The sequence below is a fragment of the Algibacter luteus genome, from assembly GCF_900141715.1.
Classification (GTDB): Bacteria; Bacteroidota; Bacteroidia; order Flavobacteriales; family Flavobacteriaceae; genus Arenitalea; species Arenitalea lutea.
Genome location: NZ_FQYK01000002.1, coordinates 165,114 through 180,342, shown reverse-complemented (window position 1 = coordinate 180,342; position 15,229 = coordinate 165,114). Strand labels below are relative to the sequence as shown.

The following is a 15,229-nucleotide window of genomic DNA, read 5'->3' as shown; positions in this document are numbered from 1 at the left end:
AATTAAAGAATTATGCAAATTAAAAAATTATATATATATCTGGTGTTCGTGGTTATGGCAAGTGGCTATGGTCAAGAATTAAATTTACCTGTATTTACGCAGCACCTAGCCGATAACGACTTTGTAGTATCACCGACTTATGCTGGTATTGGAGATAATTTAAAAATACGAGCAAACGGCTTAACACAATGGGTAGGTATTAAAAATGCTCCAGACAATCAATCAATTTATGCCGATGTTAGAATAGCAGACCGGTCTGGTGTTGGTATTTCATTATATAATGATAGAAATGGAAATACAATCCAGACAGGTGGTAAAATATCGTTTGCGCATCATTTGGTTTTAGATTATTACTCAAAATTATATTTATCATTTGGTATTTCATATAACATTAATAATTTCAGAATTGATATTGATAACTTCAATACAACTTACGAAAACCCAATAATCGACCCGTTTGTTACCGATGATAGAAGAACGTCGAATAACAATTTCGATATCGGAGCATTATTACGATATAAAGGTGCCTTTTTTAGCTTCAACGCCAATAATATTTTAGATAAGAAAATTGATGAATCTATAAGAGTTTCGGAACCAAATCTACTTTTAAATTATCAAATTTATACGGGTTATACCTTTAAAGGTCCTAAGAAAAGTGGGTTAGAATTTGAACCTTCAATTTACTATCAAATGTTTAGTAGTGATAAACGTTCTAGTACAGATTTAAACTTTAAACTAAGAAAATACAATAGAGATTACGATTATTTTTGGGCGGGTATTTCGTATCGATTCTTGAACGATCAACTTCTTAAACCATTAAATATTGGTCCGATGGTAGGCTTTCAAAAATCTATTTTCTACTTTGGTTATGCCTATCAAATTACAACAAATGAGTTGTCTGCTTACAACTCTGGAACACACGTAGTAACTATTGGACTAAACTTCTTGCAGGGAATTAGTAACTGCCCTTGTACACAGAGTGCGGTGCGTAAATAGTTTAGTTTATTTGAAAAATTCTTTGAAATTGAAATAGTTTACTTTTTGAATTTGGCCTTTAACTGAAACTGCTCCGATGTAGTTTTCTTGTGATGAAAATGAAAATAGCTTCCATAATTCTTTTTCACTGTAATCCCAGTTGGTTTCTAAAAGTTCTGCTTTTATATCTGAATCTATACTAACAGAAAATGAATCTAAAGGAAATGAAAGCCCTTTTGCTTTTGCTTTTATAAATGATTCTTTACGAGTCCAGCATCTGTAAAACCCTTTAGTATGTTCTTCTCTGGGTAATATTTTTAAAGCCTCAATTTCGGAACTTGAAAAGTAATTTGATGCAATATCAAATACATTAAAATTAGCTTTCATGACTTCGATATCTACACCAATGTCTTCATGTAAACAAAAACCTAAAACTGCAATATTTCCAGAATGGGAGACATTAAATTTTAGTGGCGTTTCAAAATTAAAGGCAGGTTTGCCAAAATCACCATATTTAAATTTTATTTCTTGAGGATTTAAGCCTAAATATTTTCCAGAAAGTAATCGTAAGGCACCTCTAGTAATAATAGAACAGTTTTTGTCTTTTTCAAATTTAAATTTAGAGGCTTTAAGAATTTCATCTTCGGATAAAAAGGAGTTTAATAAAGTAAAATATTTTTCGGAAATATTAAAATTGATAAACCAGATATGGATTTCATTTTTATCTAATGATATATTTTTATCAACTGAAAAACTCAAGATTATTATTTTTTATAAATACTATTTTCAATGTGATTTGCTATAGATTCTATATGAGGTGAGTTAAATAACTCATGGTGCTTTCCGGTTGTATATCGCACTTCAACATTACCGTTGGTGATACCTTCCCAAGATTTAATATATGTAGGATTTAGCTTTTTATCTGCTTTCTCTGTTAATATTAGTAAAACATCATCGGTGTGGTTTTTATACCAACCATAATTTATATAAATTTTGACCAAATTACGAGTAATTTTATCCAGATTCTTTTTGCTACTTGAAGCAAATAGTTTTATAACCATGGGCTCTAAAAATCTTCGATAGTTATTTATGGTCATTAACTTTACAGCATTGATAGGATTTTTCAAAACACGATTTAAGAAACCATAAATGCGCATTTTTATTCTTTCAGGGTCGGTAAAATCTTCTTGTTTGATTATACTATCAATTACAATCAAGTTTGTTCTTTCTCCTTTTTCTTTAAAAATATTTGCAATTTCTATTCCTACAGCAGGACTAAAGCAATAAGTTAATATATTATAAGGGCCATTAGGTTGAACTTCTTTAATCTCCTTAGCGTAATCTAAAGCCATTTTTTCTATACTATCGTGCATTGTACTGTCATTATTTAATCCAGCCGGTTGTAAAGCATAAACTGGAATATCATCGTTTAAAGCATTGGATAGTGGATTAAAGAATATAACATAGCCTCCACCACCATGTACACAAAAAAGCGGATTTTTATCACCTTTTGATTTTATAGGTATTACATATTTCCAAGATTCCGTCTTAGAATCAGATGAAATATAATTAGAAAGTTTTTCTATAGTAGGATGTTCTAATAATGCAGTTGCAGATAGTTTTGTTTTAAATTTTCTATTAATGAGTGTAAACATTTTTACCGCAACTAAAGATTTACCTCCAAGTTCAAAGAAATTAGCTTTTGTGCTTATTTGATTTATTCCTAACAAACTTTCCCAAATTTGTAATAGTTGTAATTCTGTATTGTTTTTAGGTGCGATATAAGCATCACTAATTACTGAGTTATTTTTATCAATTTGCTCAGAGCCTGATTTTTTAAAATCATCAATACTTTTAATTAGAACTGAATATTTGGTTATTTCTTTTATAGTAATTAATTCTAGTACTTTTTTTAATGAGTTGATTAGCCACAGCGCCATGTCTGAATCAACATATTTAGAAGATGTTGTTAGTACAAATTTAGTTTCAATACCCGGAAGCACTGCCAGCGTCACAGGATATGTAGATGTTAATCCACTTTTAATATCTGAAACTTCTAAAATGTTGTTTTCTGCTTTTAGTGCTGGATAATTTTCAAATACAACCAAACTATCAAAAAGCGTTGAGTTTTCAGACCAATTTATATATTCATAAAGTGTCTCTAAGCTGAGGTATTCAAATTTTCTAGCTTCGAAATGAAGTTTTTGCATGTTTTGAAACCAATTAGAAAACGTCATGTTTTCATCAATTTTGCTTCTTACAGGTTGCACATTCATAAACATTCCTGCCAGCAAATCAATATTTGGAAAATCTCCTGCTCTTCCAGAAACGGTAGTTCCATGCACAACATCTTTTGTATTAAAAAATTTTGCAAGTACCAGAGACCAAATACACTGTATTAGCGTGTTTACGGTTATTTTATTTTCTTTACAATAATCTTTAATTTGGTTTGTTTCTTTTTCAAAAAGGTTGAATGTATTGGAAATTGTAGTTTCTACTTTATCAGTAGTAATTATGTTGCTACTAAATAGGAGAGGAGTTTTATAATCCTTTAAATAATCCTTCCAAAAAACTTTAGCATCTTCTTCAGGAAGTTCATTAGTCCATTTTAAATATGCTTTATAATTTGGTAGTGTGTCTAGTTGAGGCGTTTTTTTAAAGTATAAACTATTGTAAACGCTAAATAAATCTTTTATAATAATGCTTCCTGACCAGCCATCTAATAAAATATGATGCATTGGCCAAAGCATTTTAAACTGGCTATTTGAGATTTTTGCAATAGTTATTCTTAACAAAGCTCCTGTTTCTAGTTTAGCTCCATTCTTATAAGCGTCTTCTTTTAGTTTATCCCAGCTTGTTTTTTTTTCTGTTGAAGAAGCTTCAATCCAATCTAAATATTCGATTTCAATTTCTTTTGATTTATGAAAAACATGCAACGGTTTTTCAAGGTTTCTCCAGTGAATGGTAGAACGTAAAACATCATGTCGGTTCACAATAAAAGCGCAAGATTCTTGAAATAATGTCAAGTCAAAATCACCGGTTAATGTACATTCAGTATTTAAAAACCCCTGATCCAATTCACTAGATAAGTGATGTATTAAAAGCCCTTGCTGCATATAACTTAAGGGATAAATAGCTTCTACTGTAGATTGTTTTTTATTTATCATGGGTAACTACCAAATTAAAATTGACCTAATAGGTTGTCTAAATCATCTTGATTAATATTGGCTTCGGGAAAATCGGAGGGTGTATATGTTATATTATCTTGTGTTATACAGTATTTAATAATTAATTTTAAATTTTCTATAAACTTTTCTGTCAGTATTAATGCCGTTTCTTCTTTATACAAATCTTTAGTAAAACTCCAATTAACATATAAATTATCATTTATAATCTGTGTGTTAATTTCTATTTCATAATTACGCTCACTTTGCATGTCTCTTGTAGAAGATTCCATAAACTTAAAACCTACTTCGTTGTTTTTTTCGTTGGTATTTGCTTTACCAAAATAGTTAAAAATAACTTTAGGTTGTAATTCCTTTAATTTTGAGGTGTTAGTATTTGACAGATATTTTAAAACTCCAAAGCCTATGCCGTTACTAGGAATTGTTCTTAATTCTTCTTTTATCCCTTTAATATGAGTACCTAAACCTTGCGTTTTATTGTAGTTTAAAGCAATTGGAAAAAAGGAGGTAAACCATCCTACTGTATTTGAAACGTCTATATCTTGAGTGTCAATATTTCTTGCTTGTCTTTCCAGACCAAGTAATAGGTATTCCAAATTTCCCCAATCACATAAAGTTGCAATTAAAGCAGCAATTAACAGATCTTCAACTTTGGTACTATAGGTTTCATTCGCATTATGAACTAATAATTTTGTTTGCTCAGTGTCTAATGTCACGTGTTGTGTAAATATAGAATTCTCTAGATAGATGTGAGAGTTTGAAGTATAATCGGTTGGAAAATTCTTATTGTCGTTTTTTTGAGAATTCCAATAGTTAAGCTCTTCTAACAGAGAATTACTACTTGAAAATTTATCCAAATAATTTGCCCAGTCTTTTATTGTTGCGGTTTTGTTATGATTGGTTTCTAAAATAAAATCGTTATTAATGGTATTAATAGTATTGGCTATTTCTTGTACAATAATATTCCATGACACTAAATCTATAACTAAATGATGTGCTATTATGACAACTCTATTTGATTGTAAACTATTACAATTAAAGAAAATAAGTTTAAATAAACTTCCTTCTGATAAATTCGTATTTTCTTGTATTTCTAATACAATTTCTTCTATTTTATTATTTTGAGATGAAACACTGTCTTCACTACCTAAATTAAACTCGAGGTAGCTGTTAATTTCGTTTGATGGTTTTATAAAGGCTTGCCATTTACCTTCATCTTTTTTATTAAAACTCAATCTTAATGCCTCGTGGTTCGAAATTAATTGTTTCGAAATGTCTTCGAAAATTTTGCTGGAAGTGGTATTTATTTGTTGTAAATCTATAATTTGATTCCAAAAATGTGGTGCATTTCGATGGGTTTCAAAATACCAATGTTGCACTGGAGTTAGGGGTATTTCCCCTGCTATCTCAATTTTATTTTCGACAGCATTTGCATCCTTGTTTACAGCAGTTGTAAACATTGAGAGTTCTAATATGGTTTGATTTTCGAATAATTGATTTGCTTTTAAATGAATTCCTTTTTTTCTAGCTTGTGCAACAATTTGGATGCTTAATATTGAATCTCCGCCAATTTCGAAAAAGTTGTCGTTTGTGCTTATTGGAGAAAACCCTAAAACTTCTTCCCATATTTCAACCAGAGTGGATTCTATTTCGTTTTTTGGCTCAATAATATCACTTTCAAAGGTTTCTAAGCTGTCTTCCGTATTTTTAAGTTTTTGTAATTTCTTCTTATCAACTTTCCCGTTAGGTAACAGCGGTATTACATCAATTACATTAATGGATGAAGGTATCATGTAATCCGGAAGTCTTTGTTTTAAATGGGACTTAAGCTCCTCTTTATTTAGTAAAACTTCTGTTTTAATATAGGCTACAATTCTTTTTTGAGCGTCAGGATTAGTTAATACTGTTTTATTTTTAAGAACCTCTTTGGCTTTAAACATTAAAAGTTTTCTTTCGTCTACAGAAAGTTGCTCAATTGTATGTTCTAGATTTTCTTGTTTCATTTTATCGCTTTAATTACCAAAATGGAATTAGCCCACCAAGTGTCTTTAACATCGTTTGGCATTTCTAAAGGAATTACTTTGGCACTGAAAGAAGAAAAATGTCTTAATAATAATTGCTGATGTTCTCTACTTAAAGAGTCAATTTCATTGGAAAAATAAGTAAAAGAACCGCCTAGTTTTAAATGTTTTGTTGCGTGTTCAAAAAAGTGTTCTGCAAAGGTTATGCTGCCATTAACATATTGCATATACTCATCGTCATTTAAAGGATATGTATGAAATAGAATGCCATCAAATTCAGTCAAAGAGTCTATGGTGTCTTGCCATAAACCATGTACAAGTTTAATATTTTTATCTGAATGTTCGTTTTTAAACGTCTCAAAATACGTTTTTACAACATCATCATTACATTCAATTGTTGTATATGAGTCTATCGGGTATTGCATTATCATATTGGCAGAAACGCCTCTTCCAAAGCCTATTTCTAAAATATCGCCACCATCTTCAGCAATGGTTTTTGCCATTTCTTTCATCAATGGAATTTGCCAATCTTCCATGATTTCTTGTTCTTCTAAAACCTTTTGTGATCTATCCTCTTTAAAGGAGTGTGAAGTTGCTCCTGGAACAAAATGTTTAGCTTGTGCATCTAAAATATTTAAACTACCTACAAACTCTTTAAGTGCTCTATTCACAATGGCATTTCTTTGAGCATCTTTAGGTGGACGAATAAATTGTTCATCATTTATGGTTAATACAACTTCAAATGCTTTAGATCTCTTAATTTTTCTCATAACTTATGCTTCTAATTGACTAAGTAGGTATTTTTTTTGATTTGAATCTAGCGTTTTTATCGAAGAAACAATTGTTTCAATTTCAATTTCATCCATTTGCTCTAAAAGCTGCATTAAGTTGTCTTCCCTCTCGAATTCATTAGCTTCTTTTAAATCAAAATTTGATGTATCATCTTTTATTAAAACAAAAGCCTCTTCAATTGTTTCATTATAAGATTTAATCGCTTTTTCAATCTCATTTAATTCTACACGATAGCCTCTAATTTTTATTTGTTGGTCTGCTCTTCCTAAAAAGGCTATAGTTTTATCATTATTATATTTACCTAAATCTCCTGTCTTATAGAGTTTTTCTGAAGTGTTATATGGATTTACAACAAAAGAAGTTTTATTTAATTCAGGCCTATTAATATAACCATTTGTTAAACCAGGTCCACCAATGTATATTTCACCAATACTACCAAATGGGACTAGATTTAAATAATCGTCCATTAAATAAATTTTAGCATTCGCAACTGGTTTGCCTATAGGAATCGACATTCTGTTTATGTCTTTTTCTACAATTTCATGAGCAATACACCATACACTGGCCTCGGTAGGCCCATATTCATTATACAATTTAACATTCGGTAGCTTGGTAAAATGGGCATCGCAAAGCGATGAATAGCATGCTTCTCCTGCAACCATTACAGTGTTTAAGCTTTGAAGTTTGTTAGTGTCAATATATTCTAGCAACATTTTGTATAATGAAGGTAGCATTAAAGTGTGACTAACAGCTTTTTCTAGAATTATTTGTCCTATTTTTTCGATGTCTTGTTCAATGCGTTTTTCGGTAATAACTAAATTTCCACCAGTACAAAGGGTCCAGAAAATTCCAGCTTTAGAACTATCAAAAGACATAGACGACATAAGCAAGAAAGCAGATGGATTTTTATCATAAAAATCTAGTCTTCCACTCGTTGAGTGCATAATATTTTGATGAGTAATAGGAACTCCTTTAGGTCTCCCTGTGCTACCAGAGGTGTAAATTATATAAGCATCATTTGATGCTTTCGAAACTGGTAAATCTGAAGTTTTTAAATTTAATGACAGATCTAGATTATCAATATTTATCATTCTAACATTACTGCTATTGGATAAATTAACTGCGTTTTGTTGGGTAATAATAGTGCCAACTTCAGCATCGTTAAGCATAAAATGAATTCTTTCTTTTGGGTATTCCAGATCTATTGGTAAATAAGCACAACCAGCTTTTAAAATAGCTAGCATTCCTACTATCATGTCCACAGATCTATCTAAACACAACCCGACTATTTCGTTAGGCCTTTTTATATGAGGTAATATATAGGTGGCTAGAGTGTTGGCCTTATCGTTTAATTCTTTATAGGTTAAAGAATTGTCTTTATAAGAAACAGCTACAGCGTTTGGATTAGTTTTACTAATGTTTTCTATTACTTCGTGTATACAATTGTAGTCTCCAAAGTGATGTTGAGTTTCTGATTTTTGGTTTAAGAATAATTGTTTTTCAAAGGGCGTGAGCATTTGTAGCTTGCCAATGGTTTCGTAAGGATTTGTTACAATACTTTCCAAAAGTAATTTAAAATAGTTTTGAAATCTTTGTATTGTTGATGCTTCAAAAAGCTCGGTTGAATATTCGAACGTCGTACTTAATTTATCATTTTCATGAGATACAAATAGTGTTAAATCAAATTTTGAAACTTTGGGGTCTAATAGTTTATGATTTAATTTTAAGTCTTCACTAAAAGCGGGTATTTCAACTTTTTCATTATAAACAAACATAACCTGAAAAAAGGGGTTTGTAGCTAATGCTCGCGATACTTTTAACTCTTTAACCAATACATCAAAAGGGATGTTTTTATTTGAGAAGGCATCTAATGTGTTTTGTCTAACTTCAGAAACCAAGTCTTTAAAGGATGCGGTTGGGTCAATTTGAGTTCGTAAAACAATTGTGTCGATAAAAAAGCCTAGTACATCTTCTAACGATTTATGGTCTCTGTTACTAATAGGTGATCCAATTAGTACATCTGTTTGTCCGCTACATCTATGCAGAAATACATAAAAAGCGGAAAGCATTAATACATATGGTGTAATATCTAAAGAATTTGAAAGCGCTAAAATATTTTTAGAGAATTCTTTGCTGTATTCTTCAGTTTTTGAAATGGCACCTTTAAATTTAGTCTGTATAGGTCTAGAAAAGTCTGTAGGGAAATTTAAGGTTGGAATATCTCCAGAAAGTTGCTGTTTCCAATAGTTTAAATGAACACTTTTTACACCTTGCTTTAGTTGCCAATACGCAAAATCAGCATATTGAATATTCGTATAGTTTTTAGGTATTTTGGTATTTAAGATTTTAGCTTGATAAAGTTTCGACAATTGTTCTCTTAAAATTCTCAAAGACCATTCATCTGTTATGATATGATGCATGGTGATTTGCAGAATATGGCGAGTTTCACTTATTTTAATTAAAACTGTTTTAATCAGTGGTCCTTTAGTTAAATTGAAATAGTGTTTCGCATGTGATTCAATTATCTTTTGAGTTTCAGAGTTAGATTCATCATCAGATAAATTTGTAAAATCATATTGCTGAATATCTAATTCTGCAGTATGGTTTACTTTTTGATAAATTTCATTATTTTCAATATGATATGTTGTTCTGAGAATATCATGTTGTTGATGTATTTGTTTTAAGCTTTCAATTATTGAGCTATGATTAAGGTTACCTTTAAATGTATAGGCTTCTGAATAGTTATAAAAAGCATTATTAGGATTCAACTGTTGTAAAAGCCATAGTCGCTTTTGTCCGTAAGACAACGGAATATTAATACCAGTTGGTGCTTTGTTTATAACGTTTGTAGATGCATCATCCTTGTTTTTGCTTTTCCACCTAGCGAGAAGAGATGCTTTATTTGTGTCTTTTTCAGCCATAGTTTTTTAAGTCATTTTAGTAAAATTATTATTCAAAATATTACTTTAAACCTAGCCATTTTGCTGTATTATAAGCAAATTGAAATATATAGTCATCAATATACAAGTTGATATCAAAAACGCGTTCAATAAACCAATATAGTGAGATAATTATTAGTAGAACTGATGTGTAAACTAAAAATTTAGGATAAAATTTATAATTTCTAATTAGGTATAATAATGGGAAAATACCAATAATAATGACCAGTTGCCCTATTTCAACACCTAAATTGAATCCTAAAAGTGATAAGGTTAAAAATTCTCCTGTTAATCCTAAATCGCTTAAAACACTCGCGAAACCAAAACCATGGAATAATCCAAATATAAAAGCAATAATCCAATCTTTCATTTTGAAAATTGGTCGAATATTATGGTAAGCCGCCAGCCCTATAGAAAACGCGATTATTGATTCAACGAGTTGTGATGGCAAAGTGACCAATTCTAAAGAAGCCAGTGTAAGCGTAATAGTATGAGCAATGGTAAAAAAGGTAACCACCTTAATAATATAAATGAAAGCGGTTTTAAAATTTAGTACTGGTTCCCAACCGAAAATAGTATTGTTTTTTCTTCTTACAACTGAAGGTAAAATAAGTGCTAATAAAAACAATATATGGTCTATACCAATCCATATATGCCAAACACCCTGCTTTATCATCGCAATAAATCCTGTTAAAACCGAAGATTCGCTTAAATTTAAAGTATCGTTTGGTTCTGACGGAGAAAAATCTAGAGCAATTACGGCTTCATTATTTATCATTCCTGCTTTCCAGTTATACTCAACTGTTAAAAAACCCTTATGGCTTTTGTCTTCTTTAAAACCTATATTATAATAGATATTTAAATTATCAGGTAATGTTTTAACCTCTTCTAAACGAAAATGAAATTCCATAAAATTACCATAATTGATTGGTAAATAGCCCAATTCTTCAAAGACTATTTTATAATCACCCATTTCTGAACTGAATGAAACATTTTTGCGTATGTATTCTTGAATTAAGTCTTTATAGGGAGCTATATCCTCAATTTTGGCATTCTTTGGTATATTTAAATTAAAAAATGTATTTATTTCAGTAGCATTAATTTCAAACCGCCCTTCTATACCATCTTTTTCATAAATTCTTAAAAAAATATAGCTAGAGTTTGGCGCATGAGCATAAATGAAACTTGATGAAAGTAATGCAAAGAGGAATAATAATTTTTTCATATTTAAAATTGATTTTTGAGTTTTACTAAAATCTATTTGCTGAAAGTGTTTTAACTGAAAACTTTAAGACGGGTAGTATTTCTATAACAAATATAATGAGGTCTTGAAGATTTTTTTTCAGGTGTATTGTGGATACTGTTATATGTAATTATAGCAGTACTTCTTTTAAAAGGTGAAACATTTGAATTGGAAGCATGAAAAATGTTAGGATGAAAAAATATTACTGTACCTTGAGTTCCTTCTAATGAGACAATCTTATTTTTTAAAGCATATTCTTTTACAAGTTCATTATTAATAGTGTATTTTAAATCTGAATTTAAAGAGTTTAGTAAGTTGTCTTTCTTATTTTCTAGATGTGCTTTATGTTGAAAATCTACAATGCCATTTTGATGAGATTTAGGTATAATTAATAAAGGACCTTGGTATGATTTTACTTCATCAAAAAGAACCATAACCGAAATCATTTCTGGGGTTTTAATTCCATCGCCAAAATGCCAATAAGGAAAGTCTTGATGCCATTCCCAATATTTACCAACATAAGCTTCTTTTAAATTTAGTTTGTATTGGTACAAATAAAGAGCTGATTTCAATAACTCCTCACTAGCTATTAATAATCTTTTATCTTTTGTTAAATCACCAAAAATGGGTTCTTGAATTTCAGGAGCAAAAATAGAGCGAATATCTCCATTGTCCTCACAAATTACGTTTGGTTGGGAAGTGTGGTTTTTAAAATTCTTTATTTTAGAATTAAGTTTTGATATTTCTTCCTTAGAAAAAACATCTATTAAAACTAAATATCCATTTGAATGATAAAATTCAATCTGTTCTTTTTTAAGCATATATATTTTTTAAAAATCAATATACCTTAAACAATTATTAGGTTTATTGGTTTTGAGAAAATGATTTTTTTAGAAGATATTGAGAATATTATGAATAAAAGAAATATAAAAACTTATTTGTATGATTTTGTCGATGAAGTGTATAAAATCAAGAAAAAGATGAAGTATTTTAGTAAATTTTATTAAAAATAAAAGTTTAACGATATTAGAAGTTCCATGTCGATAGTTTTTGTATTGTTATAATTATTTGAGTTAATTGTTATAAAAAAAATTGAATTTTTCCTTAACAAAAGTACAACAGCAACTAAAATCAGATTTTAGTGAATTCGCAAAAAAAGTTTTAAATACATCAATATATGAACGAGATAAGGACTTATCTTTTTCTAAAGAAGATTGGCAAAAATGTGCTGATTTTGGAGTATTAGGTATTTCAGTTTCGCCTGAATATGGTGGATATAAAATTAAACTAGATTTACTCAGTGCAACCCTTGCAATGGAAGGCTTGGGTTATGGTTGTAGAGATAATGGGTTGCCTTTTGCGCTAAGTGCTCAAATGTGGACAGTTCAATTACCTATTGAACAATTTGGAACAGACGAACAAAAGCAAAGATTTTTACCTCCTTTAATTTCAGGAAAAAAAATAGCGTGTCATGCACTTACAGAACCAAATGCAGGTTCAGATGTTTTTAGTATGCAAACATCTGCAACAAAAGTAGATGGGGGTTATATACTAAACGGTGAAAAATGCTTGATTACTTTGGCACCGGTTGCAGATTTAGCATTAATTTTTGCTGTAACTAATTCCAAATTAGGAAAATGGGGCATATCTGCGTTTATTGTAGAAACCAACACTATGGGTTTTACCGTTAGTTCTAACAAAGAAAAAATGGGCTTGCGTACTGTACCAATTGGAAGCTTGTATTTTAAGGATTGTTTTGTGCCAGAAAAGAATAGATTGGGTAAAGAGGGCGCAGGTTGGAGTATTACTAATCATTCTTTGGAATATGATCGATGCAGTATATTGGCAAGTCAGCTAGGTGCTATGGAGTATCAATTAGAACAATCCATTGCGTATGTTAAAGAAAGAAAGCAATTTGGAAAATCGGTTGGTGAGTTCCAATCAGTCTCTAATAGGATTGCCGACATGAAATTACGTTTAGAAACATCACGATTATTACTTTATAATGTGGCTTGGATTAAAGACCAAGGAAGACCAGCAATGTTGGAGTCTTCACTCTTAAAATTGCAATTAAGTGAAAGTTATGTTTTGTCTAGCTTAGACACAATTCGGAATCATGGCGGTTATGGGTACCTATCGGAAAATGAAGTAGAGCGAGATTTAAGAGATTCTGTTGGAGGCGTAATATATGCAGGAACCTCAGATATTCAAAGGAATATTATTTCAAAGCTTTTAGGGCTTTAAAACTTTTATAAATAAAGATATATTGATATATAACTTAGTACAGATTTGTCAAAATTCCGCAAAAGAATTTGGTCACAACGACGCGTTTAGATATTTGAATGAAGTAATTTCATTCAACGATTTAGATGTGAAATCTTCTCAATTAGCTAAACACTTATATAATTTAGGAATAAAAAAAGGAGATAGGGTTGGTATATTAATGCCTCGATGTTTAGAAACTGCAATCGCAGTTTACGGTATCTTAAAATCTGGAGCAGCTTATGTGCCTATAGATCCATTTTCACCCCTGGAGCGTGCTAAATTTTTAATTGAAGATTGTGGTATAAAGCATGTAATCACAATTCCTCAACAGATCAAAAAAATCAAAAAGCTTACTTTAAAAAATAAGAATTTAACAAGCATTGTTGGAATTTCAAATGAAGAAGGATTTAAATCAATCACCTGGGAAGATGTTTTTAAAATATCATTAAAAAATTACGTTCCAGCAAATATTTTAGGAGAAGATTTATCTTATATTCTCTATACTTCAGGTAGTACAGGAACTCCAAAAGGTATTATGCACACCCACAATAGCGCACTTGCTTTTGCAGAATTAGTGGTAGACTTATATGATTTTAAACCAACAGATAAAGTTGCTAATGTAGCTCCTTTGCACTTTGATCCATCTATTCTAGGTTACTTTTCAGCACCATTAGCTGGAGCTACTACTGTTATAGTTTCTGATGGCCATCTCAAATTTCCAGTGAGTTTAGCTGAATTGATGGAAAAAGAACAATTAACTATTTGGTTTTCGGTGCCATTAGTTTTAGTTCAATTAATGTTGAACGGAGGTATTAAAAATAGAGATTTTTCAAGTTTGAGATGGGTATTATTTTCGGGAGAAGTTTTTCCAACAAAGCAATTAAGAGCGTTAATGAAAATATGGCCTCATGCAATATATAGCAATATATATGGACCTACAGAATTAAATCAATGTACAAACTATAATTTATATGAACCTCCTATTGGAGATGACACAATTCCGATAGGTACAACTTGGGGGAACACAGAGTTTAAAATTCTTGATGAAAATGATAATGAGGTAAAAGAAGGTGAAGTAGGTTTATTAGTTATAAGGTCGGCAACCATGATGCAAGGTTATTGGAATAATATAGCTCTAACTGAAAAATCTATGTACAATTTAGAGGTTGCGCCAGGTTTTATGCATGTTTATTACAGAACGGGAGATTTGGTAAAGTTAAATAATAAGGGAGAACTACTTTTTTTAGGAAGAAAGGATAGACAAATAAAGCTTAGAGGCTTCCGAATTGAAATTGATGAAATAGAAAATATACTTTTAAAATTCAAAGGTGTTGTCGAAGCAGCTGTAGTTCTTGCAGATTTAAAAGAAGAAAAAGAATTAATAGCAACTGTGTTAACGGATAAAAATTCTAAAATAAGCACAAAAGATCTTGAAAAACATTGTAATAACGAATTACCTGTTTACGCTTTACCAAGTAAAATATTAATATTAGATGCATTTCCGAGAACCAGTACAGGAAAAATTAATAGAAAAGAAATGGAAAAAATAATTAAACCATAATAGAGTGGAAGAATCCATAATAAAGCATATCGAGCAGGAACTTGCAAATGAAGAAATTGAAGATGGTTTAGAACTAACAGACGATCTTTTAGGAAGTGGTATTTTAGACTCATTAGGTATGATGAAGTTAATCTCATTTATTGAAGAAGCTTATAGTATTCAAGTGGCTCCTGAAGAAATGGTAATTGAAAATTTTATGACAGTGGAAAGTATATGTAAATACATTAACTCCAAAGTATGATTAATAA

At 30.4% G+C, this 15,229-nt stretch carries 11 protein-coding genes; 4 read left to right on the top strand and 7 right to left on the bottom strand.

The genetic code is table 11. The features are described from left to right. Nucleotides 1–12 precede the first annotated feature (12 nt). Complete coding sequence (locus BUA46_RS04260) at nucleotides 13–996, top strand: PorP/SprF family type IX secretion system membrane protein (protein WP_019387518.1); 984 nt, start codon at nucleotides 13–15, stop codon at nucleotides 994–996. Between the two features lie 6 nt (nucleotides 997–1,002). Here BUA46_RS04260 and BUA46_RS04255 read toward each other — a convergent pair whose 3' ends face one another. The 7 genes from BUA46_RS04255 to BUA46_RS04225 are packed head-to-tail and all read right to left on the bottom strand — an operon-like array spanning nucleotide 1,003 to nucleotide 11,976. Then, nucleotides 1,003–1,734 carry a 4'-phosphopantetheinyl transferase family protein gene (locus BUA46_RS04255; protein WP_019387517.1) on the bottom strand — a complete coding sequence of 244 codons (732 nt, stop codon included), beginning with the start codon at nucleotides 1,732–1,734 and terminating at the stop codon, nucleotides 1,003–1,005. Nucleotides 1,735–1,739: 5 nt separating this feature from the next. Next, nucleotides 1,740–4,142 (bottom strand): condensation domain-containing protein, encoded by a 2,403-nt coding sequence (locus BUA46_RS04250; RefSeq protein ID WP_019387516.1) that lies wholly within the window; start codon nucleotides 4,140–4,142, stop codon nucleotides 1,740–1,742. Between the two features lie 14 nt (nucleotides 4,143–4,156). Beyond that, entirely contained in the window at nucleotides 4,157–6,163 is a 2,007-nt protein-coding gene (locus BUA46_RS04245) for a condensation domain-containing protein (protein ID WP_019387515.1), read from the bottom strand. Further along, complete coding sequence (locus BUA46_RS04240; RefSeq protein WP_019387514.1) at nucleotides 6,160–6,951, bottom strand: class I SAM-dependent methyltransferase; 792 nt, start codon at nucleotides 6,949–6,951, stop codon at nucleotides 6,160–6,162. The genes BUA46_RS04245 and BUA46_RS04240 overlap by 4 nt, the downstream gene beginning before the upstream one ends. A 3-nt stretch (nucleotides 6,952–6,954) precedes the next feature. Continuing rightward, nucleotides 6,955–9,894, bottom strand: a complete 2,940-nt coding sequence (locus BUA46_RS04235) for a non-ribosomal peptide synthetase (RefSeq protein ID WP_019387513.1) — start codon at nucleotides 9,892–9,894, stop codon at nucleotides 6,955–6,957. A 40-nt stretch (nucleotides 9,895–9,934) separates the two neighbouring features. Beyond that, a complete protein-coding gene (locus tag BUA46_RS04230; protein ID WP_019387512.1) occupies nucleotides 9,935–11,137 on the bottom strand; it encodes a HupE/UreJ family protein in 1,203 nt (400 codons plus the stop codon). Nucleotides 11,138–11,187: 50 nt separating this feature from the next. Next, nucleotides 11,188–11,976, bottom strand: a complete 789-nt coding sequence (locus BUA46_RS04225) for a phytanoyl-CoA dioxygenase family protein (protein WP_019387511.1) — start codon at nucleotides 11,974–11,976, stop codon at nucleotides 11,188–11,190. A gap of 271 nt (nucleotides 11,977–12,247) precedes the next feature. On the opposite strand from BUA46_RS04225, the gene BUA46_RS04220 reads away from it, so the two are divergent. From BUA46_RS04220 to BUA46_RS04210, 3 genes are read left to right on the top strand one after another with little or no spacing between them, the layout of a single operon-like run. Further along, entirely contained in the window at nucleotides 12,248–13,399 is a 1,152-nt protein-coding gene (locus BUA46_RS04220) for an acyl-CoA dehydrogenase family protein (RefSeq protein ID WP_019387509.1), read from the top strand. A gap of 22 nt (nucleotides 13,400–13,421) precedes the next feature. Next, nucleotides 13,422–14,981, top strand: a complete 1,560-nt coding sequence (locus BUA46_RS04215; protein ID WP_019387508.1) for an amino acid adenylation domain-containing protein — start codon at nucleotides 13,422–13,424, stop codon at nucleotides 14,979–14,981. Between the two features lie 4 nt (nucleotides 14,982–14,985). After that, nucleotides 14,986–15,222 (top strand): acyl carrier protein, encoded by a 237-nt coding sequence (locus BUA46_RS04210; RefSeq protein ID WP_019387507.1) that lies wholly within the window; start codon nucleotides 14,986–14,988, stop codon nucleotides 15,220–15,222. Nucleotides 15,223–15,229 lie beyond the last annotated feature (7 nt).